General features: G+C 50.5%; 20 protein-coding genes and 1 pseudogene. 12 read left to right on the top strand and 9 right to left on the bottom strand.

What is annotated here, in order from left to right; genetic code table 11:
- Positions 1–10 precede the first annotated feature (10 nt).
- The gene (locus tag LDB27_RS14115) at positions 11–1,696 is read left to right on the top strand and encodes an electron transfer flavoprotein-ubiquinone oxidoreductase (protein ID WP_001000306.1); all 1,686 of its coding nucleotides are present in this window, start codon (positions 11–13) and stop codon (positions 1,694–1,696) included.
- Between the two features lie 5 nt (positions 1,697–1,701).
- Here LDB27_RS14115 and LDB27_RS14110 read toward each other — a convergent pair whose 3' ends face one another.
- Together LDB27_RS14110 and LDB27_RS14105 are read right to left on the bottom strand one after the other, a co-directional pair.
- A complete protein-coding gene (locus LDB27_RS14110; protein WP_000545331.1) occupies positions 1,702–2,592 on the bottom strand; it encodes a LysR family transcriptional regulator in 891 nt (296 codons plus the stop codon).
- A gap of 264 nt (positions 2,593–2,856) precedes the next feature.
- Positions 2,857–3,282 (bottom strand): GntP family permease, encoded by a 426-nt coding sequence (locus tag LDB27_RS14105; RefSeq protein WP_000287110.1) that lies wholly within the window; start codon positions 3,280–3,282, stop codon positions 2,857–2,859.
- 343 nt (positions 3,283–3,625) lie between these two features.
- Here LDB27_RS14105 and LDB27_RS23955 point away from each other — a divergent pair.
- Both LDB27_RS23955 and LDB27_RS14095 read left to right on the top strand, forming a co-directional pair.
- Positions 3,626–3,721: pseudogene (locus tag LDB27_RS23955) on the top strand (IS1 family transposase); the annotation flags it as partial.
- A gap of 60 nt (positions 3,722–3,781) precedes the next feature.
- Positions 3,782–4,309: a PQQ-dependent sugar dehydrogenase gene (locus LDB27_RS14095; RefSeq protein ID WP_369700138.1), complete on the top strand. Its 528-nt coding sequence runs from the start codon at positions 3,782–3,784 to the stop codon at positions 4,307–4,309.
- Here LDB27_RS14095 and LDB27_RS14090 read toward each other — a convergent pair.
- Complete coding sequence (locus LDB27_RS14090) at positions 4,306–4,932, bottom strand: glutathione S-transferase family protein (RefSeq protein WP_000631916.1); 627 nt, start codon at positions 4,930–4,932, stop codon at positions 4,306–4,308. The two genes, LDB27_RS14095 and LDB27_RS14090, sit on opposite strands and share 4 nt — an antisense overlap.
- Positions 4,933–5,175: 243 nt before the next feature.
- Here LDB27_RS14090 and dacC point away from each other — a divergent pair, with 243 nt between their 5' ends.
- On the top strand, positions 5,176–6,378 hold the full coding sequence (gene dacC / locus LDB27_RS14085; protein WP_000195712.1) for a serine-type D-Ala-D-Ala carboxypeptidase: 1,203 nt from the start codon (positions 5,176–5,178) through the stop codon (positions 6,376–6,378).
- A gap of 44 nt (positions 6,379–6,422) precedes the next feature.
- On the opposite strand, the gene deoR is transcribed toward dacC, so the two are convergent.
- Positions 6,423–7,181, bottom strand: a complete 759-nt coding sequence (gene deoR, locus LDB27_RS14080; protein WP_000450103.1) for a DNA-binding transcriptional repressor DeoR — start codon at positions 7,179–7,181, stop codon at positions 6,423–6,425.
- Positions 7,182–7,252: 71 nt separating this feature from the next.
- The gene (gene ybjG, locus LDB27_RS14075; protein WP_023230852.1) at positions 7,253–7,861 is read right to left on the bottom strand and encodes an undecaprenyl-diphosphate phosphatase; all 609 of its coding nucleotides are present in this window, start codon (positions 7,859–7,861) and stop codon (positions 7,253–7,255) included.
- Between the two features lie 312 nt (positions 7,862–8,173).
- Here ybjG and LDB27_RS14070 point away from each other — a divergent pair, with 312 nt between their 5' ends.
- The gene (locus tag LDB27_RS14070; protein WP_001181284.1) at positions 8,174–9,406 is read left to right on the top strand and encodes an MFS transporter; all 1,233 of its coding nucleotides are present in this window, start codon (positions 8,174–8,176) and stop codon (positions 9,404–9,406) included.
- 53 nt (positions 9,407–9,459) lie between these two features.
- Here LDB27_RS14070 and LDB27_RS14065 read toward each other — a convergent pair whose 3' ends face one another.
- Positions 9,460–10,275, bottom strand: a complete 816-nt coding sequence (locus tag LDB27_RS14065) for a Cof-type HAD-IIB family hydrolase (RefSeq protein ID WP_000023542.1) — start codon at positions 10,273–10,275, stop codon at positions 9,460–9,462.
- A complete protein-coding gene (locus LDB27_RS14060) occupies positions 10,272–11,483 on the bottom strand; it encodes an MFS transporter (protein WP_000217429.1) in 1,212 nt (403 codons plus the stop codon). Before LDB27_RS14060 ends, LDB27_RS14065 begins: the two co-directional genes overlap by 4 nt.
- Positions 11,484–11,650: 167 nt before the next feature.
- On the opposite strand from LDB27_RS14060, the gene LDB27_RS14055 reads away from it, so the two are divergent.
- The gene (locus LDB27_RS14055) at positions 11,651–12,214 is read left to right on the top strand and encodes a TetR/AcrR family transcriptional regulator (RefSeq protein ID WP_023197650.1); all 564 of its coding nucleotides are present in this window, start codon (positions 11,651–11,653) and stop codon (positions 12,212–12,214) included.
- A gap of 173 nt (positions 12,215–12,387) precedes the next feature.
- Here the strand turns inward: LDB27_RS14055 and LDB27_RS14050 are convergent, their stop codons facing one another.
- Positions 12,388–14,073: an aspartate:alanine antiporter gene (locus LDB27_RS14050; RefSeq protein ID WP_001024853.1), complete on the bottom strand. Its 1,686-nt coding sequence runs from the start codon at positions 14,071–14,073 to the stop codon at positions 12,388–12,390.
- Between the two features lie 270 nt (positions 14,074–14,343).
- Here LDB27_RS14050 and LDB27_RS14045 point away from each other — a divergent pair, with 270 nt between their 5' ends.
- Positions 14,344–14,721: an inner membrane protein YbjM gene (locus tag LDB27_RS14045; RefSeq protein WP_000680850.1), complete on the top strand. Its 378-nt coding sequence runs from the start codon at positions 14,344–14,346 to the stop codon at positions 14,719–14,721.
- Between the two features lie 31 nt (positions 14,722–14,752).
- On the opposite strand, the gene LDB27_RS14040 is transcribed toward LDB27_RS14045, so the two are convergent.
- Complete coding sequence (locus LDB27_RS14040; RefSeq protein WP_000495513.1) at positions 14,753–15,016, bottom strand: GrxA family glutaredoxin; 264 nt, start codon at positions 15,014–15,016, stop codon at positions 14,753–14,755.
- Positions 15,017–15,185: 169 nt separating this feature from the next.
- Here LDB27_RS14040 and LDB27_RS14035 point away from each other — a divergent pair, with 169 nt between their 5' ends.
- The 5 genes from LDB27_RS14035 (at position 15,186) to potF (ending at position 19,175) form a co-directional block, all read left to right on the top strand.
- Positions 15,186–15,476: a YbjC family protein gene (locus tag LDB27_RS14035; protein WP_001259137.1), complete on the top strand. Its 291-nt coding sequence runs from the start codon at positions 15,186–15,188 to the stop codon at positions 15,474–15,476.
- Positions 15,460–16,182 (top strand): nitroreductase NfsA, encoded by a 723-nt coding sequence (nfsA, locus tag LDB27_RS14030; RefSeq protein ID WP_225519853.1) that lies wholly within the window; start codon positions 15,460–15,462, stop codon positions 16,180–16,182. Before LDB27_RS14035 ends, nfsA begins: the two co-directional genes overlap by 17 nt.
- A gap of 57 nt (positions 16,183–16,239) precedes the next feature.
- Positions 16,240–17,142, top strand: a complete 903-nt coding sequence (gene rimK / locus LDB27_RS14025) for a 30S ribosomal protein S6--L-glutamate ligase (protein ID WP_000684366.1) — start codon at positions 16,240–16,242, stop codon at positions 17,140–17,142.
- A gap of 95 nt (positions 17,143–17,237) precedes the next feature.
- Entirely contained in the window at positions 17,238–17,714 is a 477-nt protein-coding gene (locus LDB27_RS14020) for a YbjN domain-containing protein (RefSeq protein WP_000624810.1), read from the top strand.
- 348 nt (positions 17,715–18,062) lie between these two features.
- On the top strand, positions 18,063–19,175 hold the full coding sequence (gene potF / locus LDB27_RS14015) for a spermidine/putrescine ABC transporter substrate-binding protein PotF (protein ID WP_225519949.1): 1,113 nt from the start codon (positions 18,063–18,065) through the stop codon (positions 19,173–19,175).
- Positions 19,176–19,241: the final 66 nt, after the last annotated feature.

The following is a 19,241-nucleotide window of genomic DNA, read 5'->3' as shown; positions in this document are numbered from 1 at the left end:
GGAGTTAATAATGAACGATACACTTTCTAATACCCAGCAATCACGTGAGACAATAGAATGTGATGTTCTTATTGTGGGAGCAGGACCCGCCGGATTATCTGCAGCTCTTAAACTTAAATTACAGGCAAATGACGCAGGAAAAGAACTGTCCATTATCGTCCTTGATAAAGGAGCTGAGCCTGGTTCTCATATTCTCAGTGGGGCAGTCATGGATCCCCGAGCGCTGAATGAACTAATTCCTGATTGGCAGGAAAGAGGCGCACCCATTAAACAGCCTGTTACTCAGGATAAATTACTGTTACTGACGAATGAAAAATGTATTAATTTGCCGGATGCATTGATTCCTGATAATTTTCGCAACCATGGAAACTTTATCGTAAGCCTCGGTAATCTCATTAAATGGCTCGCCGGTCAGGCAGAAACGTCAGGCGTGGATATTTATGCAGGCTTTTCGGCAACTGAGATACTGTATGATCAGGATACTAACATTATCGGTGTAGTAACTGGTGATATGGGACGTCATCGGGATGGCAGCAAGAAAGAGGGGTTCCAGAGTGGAATAGAAATTCTGGCAAAATATACAATTTTTGCCGAAGGGGCCCGCGGTAGTCTGGCTAAAGAACTGATCAAAAAATTTCATCTTGATACAGGCAAAGCACCCCAGAGTTTTAGCATAGGCATAAAAGAGTTGTGGGAGGTTCCATCAGACCAGTCCCATCCGGGGCTTGTAATTCACACCACAGGTTGGCCTCTGGATAAAGAGTCGTTCGGGGGTGGGTTTCTCTATCATCTTAATGATAATAAAATTGCACTAGGTTTGGTTGTGGGACTTGATTATTCAAATCCCTGGTTAAGCCCTTTTCAGGAAATGCAGCGCCTGAAAACACACCCTTCTATACGCAAATACATTGACCGGGGTAAGCGTATTGGTTATGGCGCAAGAGCAATCAATAACGGCGGGATTGCGTCTATGCCTGATCCCTGTTTACCTGGTGGTCTGCTGATTGGTTGTAATGCCGGTACGCTCAATGCAAGTAGAATCAAGGGCATCCATACAGCTATCAAAAGTGGCATGATAGCGGCTGACGCTATATTTAATGCTTTGCTGGACAACAGGAAAAACGACATACTGACAGAATATCAAACATTACTGCGACAGAGCTGGCTTTGGCAGGAACTGGAAAATGGTAGTAATTTCAAACCCTGGTTTAAAAAAGGGCGTGTGATAGGTTTTATCATGACTGGCATTGAGCATTGGCTGCTTCCCCGAATGGGTATAAAAAAAATCCCCTGGCGTGTAAAAAATAACCGACCGGACAATATCACTCTGCAACCGGCCAACAAAAGCCAGAAAAAACTGTACGACAAACCTGACGGTAAACTGACGTTTGATATTTTGTCATCCGTCTATCTCAGTAACACCTGGCATGATGACGACCAGCCAGTACATTTGAAAATCAGTGATCAGAATATCCCTATATCCATTAATCTGGATATTTATGGTGGCCCCGAAGAACGATATTGCCCTGCCGGAGTATATGAATTTTTACAGGATAGTGAAACACAAAACATGCGTCTGCAAATAAATTCACAGAACTGTATTCACTGTAAAGTTTGTGACATTAAAGATCCTAAACAAAATATAACCTGGACTACGCCTGAAGGTGGCAACGGACCAAATTATACAGGGATGTAACGCTATCACTCAGTCTGAGCTGTGAGCATAGTAACCAGTTTTTGTGTGAAGCCGGGTAATTTGTCAAAGCTTCTGGCGCAGATTTGTAATTTTCTTAATGACCAAAATTCATCAAGATCAATAATCGAAAATTCATGCAACTGACGCAAACGGGATGCAGCAGAGTGAGGCATTATACCAATGCCCACTTTTGCTTCAACCATACGGCAAAATGTTTCAAAGTTGCCGACCTGTATTCTAATTTTCAGTTTAGATGGTACTAGTTCTGCCTTTTTTCGGATAAATTCAAACATTCCTGTCCCTTCAGGCAGGCTGATTTGTTCATATTGAATTAATTCATGAAAGGTCACGCTTTTTCTGTCAGCAAAGGGATGGTCTGTCGCGGTGATAAGCACTAGCCTATCAGTACGGAACGGCAGTATTTCAAGATTATCTGTTGTAATTTTACCAGCAACAATTCCGAGATCAGTTTTCCCCTCAATAACAGAACGTACAATTTCCGGACTTGGATACTCCCTGAAATCAATATTCACATCGTTATATAGTGTAAGGAAATGGCTCAACAATGGGGGGAGATACTCTGCAATAGCAGTTATACTGGAAAATATTCTGACATGTCCTTTGATGCCTTTAACATGCTCCTGCATATCGCTACGTAACATTTCCATCTGATTCACAATAAGGCTGGCGTGGTGTTTAAATGTTTCACCAGCAGAGGATAACGTTATCCCCTTGCTACTACGATACAGCAATCTCAGATTGATACTCTGTTCAAGATTACGTATACGCACGCTACCAGATGCGGCAGACATGTAAGTTTTTTCCGCTCCACGTGTTAAGCTCCCTTCTTCACTGATAGCAAGGAATAATTTTAAATCTTTTATATCAAAGTGCATCGTTGTGGCTCATAATTAACGTATAATACAGTGTGCTGCTTTTTTATAGACTCAGTCAGACTGAGTATTTCGGCCTATCCGAATTCCTGTCATGTCGAGATAACTACAAAATGTAGGCTGACGGTGTCACCGCCCTACCATGATCCGGGGCGGATCTGGTAGGACGCTGGTGACCGCTGACAGGGGGTCAGGTCAGACATATTGTCGGAACCGTTGTAACGTAGATGCTAATACCTGCTCCCCGTGGTTATCAGGTTAACCCGTTTACAGCGGTTTTTTCAGCCCCGGCAGATTTATCATAAACTGATCACCGTAAATATGTGGAATCAGCCAAGTAAAGAACAGATTGGCAAACGCCACCACAAACAATGATACGCCTCCATAGGTCAATAAAGCGCATACAAGAATAATCATCGGCATGGCTTTGTTCTGGCCCACCATACAGGTCACAGCACTGACAATTGAGTAGTAAAAACCAGCAAATTCAATCAGCTTGCCAAATACTGCACCCAGCAGAAAGACAGGAAAATAAAGTTTTACAAAACCGATCAACTTATCCATAAATATATCACTGAAAACCGGGGCGACCGTCACTGGACGGGTGAACAGAACTGCGCCAAGTGCTACCAGCGGAGCAAAAAGGATCACACTGTAACCACGATAAGCGACCAGCATCAGTAATGAATACATTCATTGTCTTATCTCGCTAGCATGACTACCCATTTTATCCATGTTATGCAACAGCTTGTGTCATATTTTTCTGATCTCCATTTTAGATCAGACAGGCTATTACTCAGGGATTCCGGCGCGAAGAATGGAACATACTCTAAAAAGTACTCGGCGGATTCAAGTCGGTATCACTCCGTTAATAATCTTTATTCTCGACCCGCTGCATGTTGATTTTACGGTTAAACGCCGTTCTCTTATTCATCGCAGGAGTAAACCATCATGACATGCAGTGAAATCCCCAGAAAACGATCATGTATTCAATCGTTGATTATCGTTTCGAATACCGACTTTTATCGCAGGATTTATGATGGCTAAAGTCGATGTGAAATGCCCGTTTTGCGCGCAAACGGCATCCGTTAAAAAGTATGGTCCGGGGAGTGCAGGGCACCAGCATTACCGCTGTCAGGCATGTTGCCGCAGCTTTCAGGTCGACTATGAATACCGCGCCTGTCAGCCCGGCATGAAAGGGCAGGTTGTTGATCTTGCCATGTACAATGCCGGTATTCGTAATCCGCAGGGGCTGGCCATCAATCCCTGGAGCGGCGCGCTATGGCTGCATGAACACGGTCCGCGCGGCGGCGATGAAATTAACATCCCGGAAAAAGGCAAAAATTATGGCTGGCCGCTGGCCACATGGGGCGTCAACTATAGTGGTCTAAAAGTGCCGGAAGCCAAAGGTGAAATTGTCGAAGGAACGGAGCAACCGGTTTACTACTGGAAGGATTCTCCGGCGATCAGCGGGATGGCTTTTTATGCCAGCGACGTTTTTGCGCCGTGGCGGCACAAACTGTTTATCGGCGCGCTAAAAGATAAAGAGGTCATTGTGATGCGCGTCGATGGCAATACGGTGACGGAAGAAGGCCGTATTCTGGGTGACAGAAAGCAGCGTATTCGGGATGTGCGTGTCGGACCTGACGGCTACTTATATGTGTTAACCGATGAGTCCGACGGGCAGTTACTCAAGGTAAGTCCTGCAGCCACGCGTTAGGTCACCGGGATCATCACCACTTTGCGAAAAGCAGGGCGCTCGGTAAGCTGTTGATACCAGCGTTCCAGATTCGGGCGCGGCGTCCATTTCAGACCCACGTTCAGCAGGTTATAGACGAAAGGCGCAATAGCGATATCGCCGGTGCCAAAGTTATCCCCGGAGAACCACGGCTGGTGGGCCAGCGCATCATCAAGCAGCGCAAACAGGCTGTCACACTTTTCGATACCGGCTTCAATTGCCGCCTGGTCGCGTTTTTCCGGCGGGGTTCTGACCAGTCCCATCAGGATCACGCGGTGCGCCGGGCTTAACGTTTGATTCGCCCAGTCCATCCATTTTTCGCCCTCCGCACGCCGCGCCGGATTATCAACCCATAGCCGGTTCTGGCCGTATTGCGCCGCCAGATAGCGGACAATGGCATTGGATTCCCATAATAACAGGTCGGTTTCATCATCTTTAAGCAGCGGCACCAGCCCATTAGGATTCATCGCCAGATAGTCGGCATCCTGGTTAACGCCGTATTTTCCGCCTGCCAGAATTTGATCGTATGGCAGTTCCAGCTCTTCAAGCGTCCACAACACTTTTTTAACATTAGTCGAGTTGTTCCGGCCCCACAGCGTAATCATATTAACCCCTTCTGTTTTATCAGGATGATGACAGTAATCGGCCTACCGTGAGATAAACCTAACATTTACACAATGGTCTGTAAAAAAATCGTTATGAAGGAAGCGTAACGGGATGTTATTGCATAAACTTTAAAAACTTTACCAAGTTACGGTTTCTTTAACGTCGTGAGTGCGTTATTACTCACCGCACTTATTACACGGTGGTGTGACGTGTGTTTTTGGAATGGATACTCGGGTGGTACTATGACGCAATACGCTTCTTCCCTTCGTAGCCTCGCGGCAGGTTCGGTTCTCTTATTCCTTTTCGCTTCGCCTGTAAAGGCAGAGGAACAAACGATCGCGCCGCCGGGCGTTGATGCGCGAGCCTGGATCTTAATGGATTACGCCAGCGGTAAAGTACTGGCGGAAGGCAACGCCGATGAGAAACTCGACCCTGCCAGTTTGACAAAAATTATGACCAGCTACGTGGTGGGCCAGGCGCTGAAGGCAGGGAAAATCAAGCTGACCGATATGGTGACGGTGGGCAAAGATGCCTGGGCGACGGGGAACCCGGCGCTACGTGGGTCGTCGGTGATGTTTCTGAAGCCAGGCGATCAGGTGTCGGTTGCGGATCTTAATAAAGGCATCATCATTCAGTCAGGTAATGATGCCTGTATCGCGCTTGCCGACTACGTCGCCGGAAGCCAGGAGTCCTTTATCGGCCTGATGAACGCCTATGCGAAACGACTGGGGTTAACGAATACAACCTTCCAGACGGTACACGGTCTTGATGCGCCAGGGCAGTTCAGTACCGCTCGCGATATGGCGTTGCTCGGCAAGGCCTTGATTCACGATGTGCCTGACGAATACGCCATTCATAAAGAGAAAGAATTTACTTTTAATAATATTCGTCAACCGAACCGCAACCGCCTGTTGTGGAGCACCAATCTGCATGTCGACGGCATGAAAACGGGGACAACGGCAGGGGCTGGGTATAACCTTGTCGCCTCCGCCACCCAGGGCGATATGCGCCTGATCTCTGTCGTGCTGGGGGCGAAAACGGACCGTATTCGTTTTAATGAGTCAGAAAAACTGTTGACCTGGGGTTTCCGCTTCTTTGAAACGGTCACGCCGATTAAACCTGACGCGACATTCGTGACGCAACGGGTCTGGTTTGGCGATAAGCGTGAGGTCAATTTGGGGGCGGGCGATGCGGGGTCTGTGACGATTCCGCGTGGGCAGCTTAAAAACCTGAAGGCCAGCTTTACGTTGAACGAACCACAGCTCACGGCGCCGTTGAAGAAAGGGCAGGTTGTCGGCACCATCGATTTCCAGCTTAACGGAAAATCCATTGAGCAACGCCCGTTAATGGTGATGGAAAACGTCGAGGAGGGGGGATTTTTCAGCCGGATGTGGGATTTTGTGCTGATGAAACTCCATCAGTGGTTTGGCAGTTGGTTCTCGTAAAATAACCCCGTTGCCGGGTGCGCGTCGCATCCGGCAACGGGCGGTTAATACATCAGAGTAATTTGTTGCGCTTTAGCGTAGGCCACAAAGGCCTCATCGGGACGGCGGTCGCTGATAATCGTATCAAAGCGTGATAGTTCCCCCATCCGCGCCGGACGTACCTTGCCGAATTTACTGTGATCCACCACCAGTACATGGCACTGTGCCATTGTCATTGCCCAATGTTTTACCGGCAGCTCTTCCAGATTAAAGCAGGTAGCGCCTTTACTGGTATGAACGCCGGCGGCGGAATAAAACGCGATATCCGGACAAATATTGTTTAACGTTTCATGGAAATCAAGCGGTTTGAAAATGGCGTTGCTGGCGTGAAACTCCCCGCCGCTGAGAATGGCGCGGCAATGTGGTTTGTCCTGCAGCGCCAGAAAGGTATTAAGTGAATAGCACACCGCCGTAAAGGGAAGGTCATTATCAATGGCTTCAATGATCCACGGCGTGGTGGTGCCACAGTCAATAAATACCGTCTGATGCGCTTGTACCAGGCCCGCAGCCAACTGAGCGGCTCGGCGTTTTTCTTCCACCAGACGAGATTTTTGATCGCTTAACAGATAATGACTGGCGCTGCGGGGCTCCAGTACGATATAGCCGCCCAGCAACACGACAGGCGCGCTTTTATGGTTCAGGTCGCGACGAATGGTCATTTCAGAGACGCCCAACAGGGTCGCGGCTTCTTTAAGATGAAGTTTATCGCTGCGTTTTAAGGCCTGCAGCAATTGACCAATACGCTCGTCGCGTCGCGTTTCCATAGTTCCCCTGGAGAGTTAAATAAGCGCTCCGCACCATACAGAGCGCTTAATATTACTCTTTTTTTCGCTGTTTAGTCACGTACCCAGCCTTTTCGAATGGGCAACGCGAAACAGAAACGGTAACAACGTTGCAGTGCCTGGTAGAGCGGCACGCCGTACCATTGCCAGATCAATTGCGCGCTCAGGCAGCCAAGCATCGCTACCAGCAGCGCGCCAATCATATCTAACGGCCAGTGTACGCCGAGATAGACGCGCGACCAGGCGATGGTAATGGCTATCGCCATCATCACGATGCCTGACCAGAGGCGGTGCCAGAACAAAAACGCCAGCGCAAAGGTAAAAATCACCGTACCGTGATCGCTGGGGAACGAGTCATCGGCGGCATGATGCAGGAAGTTATAGCCGATATGATCGACAAACGGACGGTCGTGCGGGAAAAGGTGTCCCATTGTCCAGGAGACCGCCAGACTGATAATCAGCGCGATGCCGATTTTAACAATCAGCTGACGCTGGGCGCAGACCCGATCGCGGGGACCCCACAGCCAGAGTACAACGGCTAAGAGCGGGACGATGTTGATAAGATCTTTGGCGATAAAGATAGCGAGCGAAATTGTCCACTGCGCGGAATCAGGCGTGGCGTTAATAAAATTAAACAGCGAGTTGTTAAGGTTTTCCAGCATAACATCCAGGCTCGGAGCAATGAAATCAAAAGGGATAGCCAGCTCATCCCCGTGCAAACTGAGCATAAATGCAGCGTAACAGGGAGGAAAAGCAGTATTGTCTTATTTGGCGGCAACATGAAGAGATTTAAGACAATGGCATAAAATAATGTCGATGATAACGGCGCAAACTTAAATTAACCTTAAAGTACGCAAGCGCTAAGCGGCTTTCTGTAAAAATGTGCGCTATTTCCCTTGCAGCCTCATAATTCGCTATCTCAGTTCCCCGACTTTCATTACACTCTGCGCGGTTTTTATTGGCGAAGAGATGGTATGCAGAATCGTTTACAATCAGGCGGCAGGCTGGGACGTCAGGCGTTGCTTTTTCCTCTCTGTCTGGTGCTGTACGAATTTTCTACTTATATTGGCAACGACATGATCCAGCCGGGTATGCTGGCGGTGGTTGAGCAGTATCAGGCGGGCCTGGACTGGGTTCCGACGTCCATGACCGCTTATCTGGCGGGCGGTATGTTCTTACAGTGGCTGCTTGGCCCGTTGTCTGACCGGATTGGCCGTCGTCCTGTGATGCTGGCGGGCGTCGTGTGGTTTATTGTCACCTGCCTGGCGACGTTACTGGCGAAAAACATCGAACAATTTACCTTCCTGCGTTTTTTGCAAGGGATTAGCCTGTGTTTTATCGGCGCTGTAGGGTATGCCGCGATTCAGGAATCCTTTGAGGAGGCGGTGTGTATAAAAATTACCGCGCTGATGGCGAACGTGGCGTTAATCGCGCCGCTACTGGGACCACTGGTTGGGGCGGCATGGGTGCATGTTCTGCCGTGGGAGGGGATGTTTATTTTATTTGCCGCACTGGCCGCTATCGCCTTTTTCGGGCTACAGCGCGCAATGCCGGAGACCGCCACGCGGCGGGGCGAAACGTTGTCATTTAAGGCGCTGGGCCGGGATTATCGGCTGGTGATAAAAAACCGGCGGTTCGTCGCAGGGGCGTTAGCGCTGGGATTTGTCAGCCTGCCGCTGTTGGCCTGGATTGCGCAGTCGCCAATTATCATCATTAGCGGCGAACAGCTCAGCAGCTATGAATATGGTCTGCTACAGGTGCCCGTTTTTGGCGCGCTCATTGCCGGTAATCTGGTGTTGGCGCGTTTAACCTCCCGACGTACGGTTCGCTCGCTGATCGTGATGGGCGGCTGGCCTATCGTCGCGGGGCTGATCATCGCCGCGGCGGCGACGGTGGTTTCATCCCATGCTTATTTATGGATGACGGCGGGATTAAGCGTATACGCTTTTGGCATTGGGCTGGCGAATGCCGGACTGGTGCGTTTGACGCTCTTTTCCAGCGATATGAGTAAAGGAACGGTCTCGGCGGCGATGGGAATGCTACAAATGCTGATTTTTACCGTTGGCATTGAAGTAAGTAAACATGCCTGGTTAAGCGGCGGCAATGGGCTATTTAGCCTGTTTAATCTGGCAAACGGTATTCTTTGGCTACTGCTGATGCTGGTCTTCTTAAAAGATAAGCGGACGGGGAATTTGCAAACAGTCTGAGAGAGCGGCTACGCCTGATAAGCTTTCTGTTATCAGGCATAGAGAGGTATCCGCTAGACGTTGAACGGCGGCTCGTTGTTTAATACGCTGTCGATAATATCCAGCACGCCTTCCTGGTTGTTCGATCCGGCGCGGTATTTCGCCGCCGCCGCGACCGCTTCGCTGGCGTGCGACATGGCAAAACTAAACCCGGCCTGACGCAGCATCTCAATATCGTTGCCGCCGTCGCCGAAGACCACCACTTCACTATCATGAATGCCCCAGCGCTGCTGTAACAGACGCAGGCCGTTGGCTTTATGCACGCCGGGAATTATTAAATCAATACTGCCATAGCCGGTATGAACAGGGACCATGATATCGCCAATGGCGTCGTGCAGCGCCGCCTGTACTTCCGGTATCCGTTCATCGGTAATATTAAGGCCGAATTTGAAAAAGACATCGTTGATATTATTAAAATTATCCACAAACTCCAGACGATGATAATACATTGCCGCAACGGCTTTTAACGCATCGTTATACCGTTTCAGCGTGTAGGCGCTGTTTTTTCCACAGGCGATAATCTCCACATCGGCGCGTGTGAGCAGGTGTTCGACAACCGTCTGGAAGTCGGCTTTTGTCAGCTCGCCGTTAAAAATATCCTCTCCTTCGCTGACCACCCAGCCGCCGTTTTCCGCGACAAAAGCGATTTCGTGCGCAATTTCCGGAAAGAAGGAGATTAACTGGTAATACTGGTTGCCGCTGGCCACGACAAAGCGAATGCCTTGCCGCTTCATGTGTTGGTACTGCGCCATAAACCGGTCACGGTTATAGGTTTTTTGATCGCTCAGAAAAGTGCCGTCCATGTCGACGGCGATTAATTTGATACTCATGCGTTATGCTCCATCACCGGTTGCGGAGTCGATACAGGTTTGGCGACGGCCTTCGCCACCAGCGCCGCCAGAATAACCAGCGCCAGCACAACCATCATGGCGCTGCGTAATCCATAGTGCTCTCCCAGATAGCCCAACAGCGGCGGCCCGACCAAAAACGCCAGATAGCCGGTCGTGGCGACAACGCTCACGCGCGTCGGCGCGTCGGGACCGGTATCGCTGGCGGCGGAAATGGTCAGCGGGAAGCCGAGCGAAGCGCCTAAGCCCCAAAGAATGACCGAGACGCCGGCAACCCAGTCGCTATCGACAAAAATAATCAGACCAATGCCCAGCGCTCCCATCAACGCGCTGGCGCGAACAACCGTCACCCGGCTATAGCGGTCAATAAACCAGCCGCCGGTAAAGCGGCCAACGGTCATACCTAGCGTGAAACCGGCGTAGATCAGAGAGCCGGAGGTTGGGTTAAAACCGTGTCCGTCTACCATCAGTAGCGGCAGCCAGTCATTCGCAGAGCCTTCGGCGAATGCCATTGCCAGCACCACCACGCCAATAAGCAAAAGCTGGATGTCCCGATAAAAAGGTAATCCTTTTTCCTGAAGGTGAGCATCTTCCGATGCGTTTTTACCCGTACCGTCAGGGATCGCCCGAATGGCGATAAAAATGGGCGCGATCGCCACGGCAGCCGCGAGGATGATATGGATGTTAGCCGGGACGCTTAATGCGGTTAACGCCATGCCGACACCAGCGCCCGCCAGCGTGCCGAAACTGTAGAAACCATGCATCATCGGCAGAACGGTTTTATTCAGCTCGCGTTCGACCGCCGCGCCTTCGACATTAATCGCCACTTCGGCGGCGCCAAAACTGGCGCCGAAAACGGCTAATCCAAGGGCAAAAATCAGCGGCGAGGCGCACCACAGCGCGACGCTAAGAATAACCATCCCGGTTACTGCGCAGGTCATCGTCGTGCGAATAACCTTTCGGGTGCCAAATCGTTTCACCAGCCAGGCGGAACAAAGAATACCGCTCATTGAACCGATAGAAAGCCCGAATAAGACCGCCCCCATTTCCGCGGTAGAGACGGAAAGAATATCCCGAATAGCAGGCGTTCGGGTTGCCCAGGAGGCCATCAGCAGTCCGGGTAAAAAGAAGAACATAAACAGCGCCCAGGTACGGCGTTTTAAGGCGTTACGTGAGGAGAGGACGGTCATAGCGTCAGGCCAGAAAATAGAAGCGAGAGGTAAACATTAGCAAGCTTGTGTACATTTGTACATATCGTCGTCATACTTCGTTGTGCAGACAGTTTTTACTGTCTATTTTTTCAGCGTAAGCGGCAGGCTACTATAGCCTGCATCCTGAATGAGATGTGGAACTCATCATGAAAGAAAATGCCGTAAGACGCGCCAATGATCCTAAGCGACGGGAAAAAATAATTCAGGCCACACTGGAAGCGGTAAAGACCTATGGCGTTCATGCCGTGACGCACCGGAAAATCGCCGCTATCGCTCAGGTGCCGCTTGGCTCGATGACCTACTATTTTGCCGGTATGGATGCGTTATTGAGTGAAGCTTTTACACTTTTCACCGAGAACATGTCGCGTCAATACCAGGATTTTTTTGCGCAGGTGACGGATGCGGAGGGGGCGTGCCAGGCGATAACGGAAATGATTTACGGCTCGCAGGTTACGACGCCGGATAATATGGCGTTAATGTATCAGTTATATGCCTATGCCAGCGATAAGCCAGCGTTAAAAATAGTCATGCAAAACTGGATGCAGCGTAGCCAGAATACGCTGGCGCAGTGGTTTGACGCGCAGACCGCCCGCGCGCTGGATGCGTTTATCGAGGGGATGACGCTGCATTTTGTAACGGATCGAACGCCGCTGGCGCGTGAAGCGATTTTACAGATGGTAAAGCGAATCGCCGGAGAGTCATTGTCGTGACACTCTGCGTCGGGCAACAAAAAACCCACCAACCTTGAACCGAAATGGCGGGGTTGATGGGCTCCACAAAATGGGGACATCAAAGAAAAGCAGTGGCAATAGGTATGACTGATGCTTTAACGAAAAGTTCGACCTATTGGCAAAATTTTTTCACTTAAAGGCAAACTTCAGTTTTATCCTAACCCCGGCCAGATGATGACAATAAGCGTCCCCGCCAGCGTTAGCAGAACGTTGGCGATGGCGTAAGTCCCCGCATAACCCAGCGCTGGAATATTGCTGCGCGCCGTATCGCTAATGATTTCCATCGCCGGGGCGCAGGTACGCGCGCCCATCATGGCGCCGAACAGCAGCGCCCGGTTCATGCGCAGCACATAAGCGCCAAACAAGAAGCAGATCACCACCGGTACCAGGCTGACGACAAGCCCGGCGATCAGCATTTGTCCGCCGACCGCGCCCAGACCGTTGCTGATACCGCTGCCGGCGCTTAAACCAACGCCTGCCATAAATACCATCAAGCCGAATTCTTTCACCATGTTAAGCGCGCCCTGCGGAATATAACCAAAGGTAGGATGGTTAGCGCGCAGGAAACCGAGCATGATCCCGGCGAACAGCAATCCGGCCGCGTTGCCGATGCCGAAACTAAAATTGCTGAACTGGAAGGTAATCATCCCGATCATTAACCCGATGATAAAAAAAGCGCAGAAGGCGAGCAGGTCCGTCACCTGGCTATGGATCGAAATAAAACCAATGCGATCGGCGATGGTTTTTACGCGTCTGGCGTCGCCGCTCACCTGTAACACGTCGCCTTTATTCAGCACTACGTTATCGTCGATAGGCATTTCGATCTGGCTGCGGATGACGCGGTTAAGGAAGCAGCCATGATCGGTCAGCTTGAGCTGAGCGAGGCGGCGACCGACCGCATTGTGGTTTTTCACCACAATTTCTTCCGTTACGATGCGCATATCAAGCAGATCGCGATCAAACACTTCCTTACCATTACGGAAGCTGGGATCGAGCCTGGCGTGCGCGTCCGGATAGCCGACCAGCGCAATCTCATCGCCCATTTGCAGCACCGCATCGCCATCCGGGTTCGCCAGAATACCGTTACGACGAATACGTTCGATATAGCAACCTGTCTGGCGGTAAATACCCAGCTCGCGCAGGTTTTTGCCGTCAGTCCAGGCCACCAACTCCGGGCCAACCCGATAGGCGCGGATAACCGGCAAATAAACTTTGCGATTAGCATCGGTATCCAGACCGCGCTCGCGAGCAATTTGCTGGGCGCTGGTTTGCAAATCCTGATGCTGTAGTTTAGGCAAGTAGCGCGCGCCCACGATCAGACTGACTAGCCCAATCAGATAGGTCAGGGCATAACCCAGGCTCAGATTATCAAGAGCGGAGGAGAGTTGCGTGCTGGCGATGCCGGAATGTCGCAGGGTATCGCCTGCGCCAACCAGCACGGGCGTGGAAGTCATTGAGCCGGCCAACATACCGGCCGTCAGGCCGATATCCCAGCCGAATAGCTTACCAAGGCCTAAGGCGATTAGCAGAGCGCTACCGACCATGACCAGGGCAAGCATCAGATAATTTTTACCGTCGCGAAAAAAAATCGAAAAAAAGTTGGGGCCAGCCTCGACGCCGACACAAAAAATAAACAGCATAAATCCCAGATTTAGCGCGTCGGTGTTAATACTAAAGTGTTGCTGCCCTAATAATAGAGAGACCACTAAAACGCCAATGGAATTACCAAGTTGGACTGAACCCAGACGTAACTTGCCAAGACACAGGCCAAGAGCCAGGACCACAAATAATAACAGGATGTAATTCCCATTTAACAAATCTGCGACGTTTATATTCACGGAGACTAACTTCTTGTTTACGAGTAAGCTGTTGAAAGAAATGGTAATTTACGCTACTGTTTTTATCATGAATTAAGGGTGCAATCGTATTGCATACAGCATCCAAATAAAAACAACACAACAATATATCCTGCTAGTTTAATCTTATTGCGTACTAACGGCTATAAGAATCGTGCAGGTGTGTTTTTGGCATGGAATGCCACATGACTTTATCTGACTGGATGCCTCACGGCGGAAAGCGTGTTCGATAGAGAGTGTCAGGAGGAACGATTGAAACATAAACACGGGTGGGCAAGCGTTGTCTGCTGCTTTGTACTCTTTATTGTGGTGTGTCTTTCATTAACTATGCATGTACAAGGCGCTTTTCGCGCGGCAGGGCATCCTGAGATTGGACTGTTATTTTTTACGTTACCTGGCGCGGTGGCCAGTTTTTGTTCTCACCGACGCGAGGTGATCCGACCGCTGATCGGGGCGATGCTGGCGGCGCCGTTTTGCCTGGTGTTAATGCGCGTGGTATTTATGCCTACCCGATCGTTTTGGCAAGAACTGGCGTGGTTATTTAGCGCCGTATTCTGGTGTGCGTTAGGCGCGCTCTGTTATTTGTTTATTAGCAGCCTGTTTAGCCACCGGCGAAAAAAACGCCGATAGCGCCCTCCGGTAGAGGGCGTTGCCAGAGCAATCAGGCGAAAAGATTCAGATTTTCTTTTGCCCATGCTTCAAAATCCGTACAGCCGCCGATATGTTTTTGATCGACAAAAATCTGCGGTACGGTTTCTACAGGTTTACCTACGGTTTTTTCCAAATCCGCTTTAGTAATGCCTTCAGCATGGATATCAATATAGCGGTAGTTGAAATCGTCGCGTTCTTTGCTCAGTTTTTCCGCCAACTCTTTTGCACGCACGCAATAAGGGCACCCTGGGCGGCCAAAAATAACAGTAAACATATCTCTCCTCGAACATAAAGCCAGACGGCGAACAGGTGTTATCATGCCGCGATTTACGGCAGATGAAAAGCAGGTTACGCCTGTTCCTTTGATAACCCAGGGCTATATCTGTTAAGCACGCCGGACCAGAACGTTCTACACTGTGCGTCAGTTAACCGGGAGGCTTGATATGCGCACGATTGGCGTGTTACCCAAAAGCGTACTGATACTGGAATACCTCGGTATGATTTTGCTGGCGCTTGCTCTGCTATCGCTTAATCATTACCTTACGCTGCCCGCGCCGTTCAATACGCCGCTGGCTGGCGTGTTGATGGTTTTCCTGGGCGTCGTGTTGATCCTCCCCGCCGCGGTGGCGATGATGTGGCGTATTGCGCAGTTACTGGCGCCGCAGTTGATGAAACGTCCACCCGACATTTCTTCCCGTTCAGATAGAGAAAAGCATAATGAGTCCGACCATTGAACTTCTTTGTGGCCATCGTTCTATTCGCCATTTCACCGATGAACCCGTGGCTGACGCGCAGCGAGAAGCCATTATTGCCGCCGCGCGCAGTACGTCCAGTTCCAGTTTTTTACAGTGCAGCTCTATTATCCGTATTACCGATAGGGCGCTGCGCGAGGCGTTAGTGCCCCTGACGGGCGGGCAAAAACATGTGGCGCAGGCCGCTGAGTTCTGGGTATTTTGCGCCGATTTTAATCGTCATTTGCAGCTCTGCCCTGACGCGCAGCTGGGGCTTGCCGAACAACTGCTGCTCGGTGTCGTCGATACGGCGATGATGGGGCAAAATGCGCTGACGGCGGCGGAATCACTGGGATTAGGCGGCGTGTATATCGGCGGCATCCGTAACAATATTGAGTCTGTTACCGAACTATTAAAATTGCCGAAGCATGTATTGCCGCTCTTTGGTCTGTGTTTGGGATGGCCTGCGGATAATCCGGATCTGAAACCGCGCCTGCCTGCCGAGCTTGTGGTTCATGAGAACCAGTATCAACCGCTTGATGAAAAGCTGCTGGCGCGCTATGACGAGCAGTTGGCTGAGTATTATCTGACCCGCGGCAGTAATACGCGACGCGATATCTGGAGCGATCATATCCGTCGCACCCTGATTAAAGAAAATCGCCCATTTATCCTTGAATATTTGCATAAACAGGGCTGGGCGACGCGCTAAAACCTGCGGGCCAGTGTATGATACGCGGGCTTTTCAGGGTTTTCAGCGAGGTGCAGGGTGAAAATTGCCATATTGTCCAGGGATGGAACGCTCTATTCTTGCAAACGTCTGCGTGAAGCGGCGATGCGGCGCGGCCATCTGGTCGAGATACTCGATCCTCTTTCCTGCTATATGAATATTAATCCGGCTGCGTCGTCGATCCATTACAAGGGGCGTCGTCTGCCCCATTATGACGCCGTTATTCCCCGTATTGGTTCGGCCATTACCTTTTATGGTACCGCTGCGCTACGTCAGTTTGAGCTACTGGGTAGCTATCCGCTGAATGAATCCGTCGCCATTACCCGCGCGCGCGATAAGCTGCGATCGCTACAACTTCTGGCGCGCCAGGGGATCGATCTTCCCATTACCGGGATCGCCCATTCGCCGGATGACACCAGCGATCTTATTAAGATGGTTGGCGGGGCGCCGCTGGTCGTGAAGCTGGTAGAAGGCACGCAAGGGATCGGCGTGGTATTGGCGGAGACGCGTCAGGCTGCTGAAAGCGTTATTGATGCGTTTCGGGGGCTGAATGCCCATATTTTGGTTCAGGAATACATTGCCGAAGCTAAAGGATGCGATATTCGTTGTCTGGTCGTCGGCAATGAGGTTGTGGCGGCGATTGAGCGGTGCGCGAAAGCCGGTGATTTTCGCTCCAATCTTCATCGTGGCGGGGTGGCCAGCATCGCGACGATCACGCCCCGTGAACGGGATATCGCCATCAAAGCCGCACAGACGCTGGGGCTGGATGTGGCGGGTGTCGATATTTTACGCGCCGCGCGCGGGCCGCTGGTGATGGAGGTGAATGCCTCGCCGGGACTGGAAGGTATCGAAAAGACTACGGGCGTGGATATCGCGGGGCGAATGATTCAGTGGATAGAACGTCACGCTACGCCTGAATTTTGCCTTAAAATCGGCGGCTAATCGCAATCGTGGATTCCGCCGTAGTACGAAGCACGCTTTTTGCGTAAGCTGTGCCGGTAATTTTTCATCGTCATCGTAAGAGGTAGCACATTATTATGATATCACTGGTCGTTCCCACTCTGGATACGTTGCGTCAATGGCTCGACGACCTGGGCATGAATTTCTTCGAATGTGATACCTGCCAGGCGCTGCATTTGCCGCATATGCAGAATTTTGACGGCGTCTACGATGCTAAAATCGATTTGGTGGACAACACCATTCTTTTTTCCGCGATGGCGGAGGTCAGGCCTTCCGCGTTGCTGCCGCTGGCGGCCGATCTCTCTGCTATTAACGCCAGTTCGTTGACGGTAAAAGCCTTTCTCGATATGCAGGATGATAATCTGCCAAAACTGGTTGTGTGCCAGTCTTTATCCGTTATGCAAGGCGTCACCTACGAACAGTTCGAATGGTTTGTTCGCCAAAGTGAAGAGCAGATTTCTATGGTGATCCTTGAGGCCGGGGCGCATCAGCTTCTGTTTAACGCGGAAGAAGACGCGCAAAAAACCAGCGCGGTTGACCATTTTCTTCACTGATCCCTCCCGATAATCAGGCAGTCGCTGCCAGCGCGGCTGCTGTTTACGTTTTTTTATGCTGCCGTTAACCTTTATTTAAAGAATTATTCACCTCCTTTCTGACCATTTCGCTTTATCACATAGACAAAACCTGCATAAAAAATTGATAAAAGGCGTTTTTTAATCTGGGCTATAGCCTCAAACCTTAGCTAAAGTTATTCTTGCGAAGCTTCTATAGCGAGCTTGATGGCAGGGAGGGCGACCTCTCTTCTTCATTTGTATCAAATGAAAAGGTATGCACATTTCAGGCATGTTTTAAACCACGCCTAATGGGTTCATTTGTTAACGGATTTCAGAAGGAAAGCGATGATGACCGCCTTAAAGAAAAAATGGCTATCGGGTCTGGTTGCGGGTGCTCTGATGGTCGTCTCTGTCGGCACGCTCGCTGCCGAACAAAAAACGCTGCACATTTATAACTGGTCAGATTATATCGCGCCGGACACGGTGGCGAACTTTGAAAAAGAGACCGGGATTAACGTTATCTATGATGTCTTTGACTCTAACGAAGTGCTGGAAGGCAAGTTAATGGCAGGCAGCACCGGGTTCGATCTGGTGGTGCCATCGGCCAGTTTTCTTGAGCGCCAGCTCACCGCAGGCGTTTTTCAGCCGCTGGATAAAAGCAAACTTCCCGGCTGGAAAAACCTCGATCCTGAACTGCTGAAACTGGTAGCGAAGCACGATCCTGACAACAAATACGCCATGCCCTACATGTGGGCCACGACGGGCATTGGCTATAACGTTGATAAAGTGAAAGCGGTGCTGGGGGATGATGCTCCAGTGAATAGCTGGGATTTAGTCCTCAAGCCAGAAAATCTGGAGAAGCTAAAAAGCTGCGGCGTCTCTTTCCTTGATGCGCCTGAAGAAATTTTTGCTACCGTGCTGAACTATCTGGGTAAAGATCCGAATAGCAGCAAAGCGGATGACTACACCGGCCCGGCAACCGATCTGTTGTTGAAGCTACGGCCAAACATTCGCTATTTCCACTCCTCGCAATACATTAACGATCTGGCTAATGGCGATAGCTGTGTGGCCATCGGCTGGGCGGGCGATGTCTGGCAGGCCGCTAACCGGGCGAAAGAGGCGAAAAATGGCGTCAATATCTCTTTCTCGATCCCCAAAGAGGGGGCAATGGCATTTTTTGATGTGTTTGCCATGCCGGCTGACGCCAAAAATAAAGACGAGGCCTACCAGTTCCTTAATTATCTGTTGCGCCCTGATGTGATTGCCCATATTTCCGATCACGTTTTCTACGCCAATGCGAATAAAGAGGCGACGGCGCTGGTCAGCCAGCAGGTGCGCGATAACCCGGGAATTTATCCGCCGGCGGATGTGCGGGCCAAGTTGTTTACCCTGAAAGTGCAGGAGCCGAAGATTGATCGCGTCCGCACCCGCGCATGGACGAAGGTGAAAAGCGGTAAGTAATTTATTAACGGTATGGCCTGATAAGCGTGCGCTATCGGGCATTCCACCGTTTGTATCGTTTGATTG

It is taken from the genome of Salmonella sp. JXY0409-18 (genome assembly GCF_020268625.1).
Taxonomy (GTDB): Bacteria; Pseudomonadota; Gammaproteobacteria; order Enterobacterales; family Enterobacteriaceae; genus Salmonella; species Salmonella enterica.
This window is presented reverse-complemented; position numbering and strand designations above follow the sequence as displayed.

Bases quoted from the DNA above. Each gene is read 5' to 3' on its own strand.
- LDB27_RS14115 (WP_001000306.1), top strand. From the start codon at position 11: ATGAACGATACACTTTCTAATACCCAGCAATCACGTGAGACAATAGAA.
- LDB27_RS14110 (WP_000545331.1), bottom strand. From the start codon at position 2,592: ATGCACTTTGATATAAAAGATTTAAAATTATTCCTTGCTATCAGTGAA.
- LDB27_RS14105 (WP_000287110.1), bottom strand. From the start codon at position 3,282: ATGTATTCATTACTGATGCTGGTCGCTTATCGTGGTTACAGTGTGATC.
- LDB27_RS14095 (WP_369700138.1), top strand. From the start codon at position 3,782: ATGAAAGGGCAGGTTGTTGATCTTGCCATGTACAATGCCGGTATTCGT.
- LDB27_RS14090 (WP_000631916.1), bottom strand. From the start codon at position 4,932: ATGATTACGCTGTGGGGCCGGAACAACTCGACTAATGTTAAAAAAGTG.
- dacC (WP_000195712.1), top strand. From the start codon at position 5,176: ATGACGCAATACGCTTCTTCCCTTCGTAGCCTCGCGGCAGGTTCGGTT.
- deoR (WP_000450103.1), bottom strand. From the start codon at position 7,181: ATGGAAACGCGACGCGACGAGCGTATTGGTCAATTGCTGCAGGCCTTA.
- ybjG (WP_023230852.1), bottom strand. From the start codon at position 7,861: ATGCTGGAAAACCTTAACAACTCGCTGTTTAATTTTATTAACGCCACG.
- LDB27_RS14070 (WP_001181284.1), top strand. From the start codon at position 8,174: ATGCAGAATCGTTTACAATCAGGCGGCAGGCTGGGACGTCAGGCGTTG.
- LDB27_RS14065 (WP_000023542.1), bottom strand. From the start codon at position 10,275: ATGAGTATCAAATTAATCGCCGTCGACATGGACGGCACTTTTCTGAGC.
- LDB27_RS14060 (WP_000217429.1), bottom strand. From the start codon at position 11,483: ATGACCGTCCTCTCCTCACGTAACGCCTTAAAACGCCGTACCTGGGCG.
- LDB27_RS14055 (WP_023197650.1), top strand. From the start codon at position 11,651: ATGAAAGAAAATGCCGTAAGACGCGCCAATGATCCTAAGCGACGGGAA.
- LDB27_RS14040 (WP_000495513.1), bottom strand. From the start codon at position 15,016: ATGTTTACTGTTATTTTTGGCCGCCCAGGGTGCCCTTATTGCGTGCGT.
- LDB27_RS14035 (WP_001259137.1), top strand. From the start codon at position 15,186: ATGCGCACGATTGGCGTGTTACCCAAAAGCGTACTGATACTGGAATAC.
- nfsA (WP_225519853.1), top strand. From the start codon at position 15,460: ATGAGTCCGACCATTGAACTTCTTTGTGGCCATCGTTCTATTCGCCAT.
- LDB27_RS14020 (WP_000624810.1), top strand. From the start codon at position 17,238: ATGATATCACTGGTCGTTCCCACTCTGGATACGTTGCGTCAATGGCTC.
- potF (WP_225519949.1), top strand. From the start codon at position 18,063: ATGACCGCCTTAAAGAAAAAATGGCTATCGGGTCTGGTTGCGGGTGCT.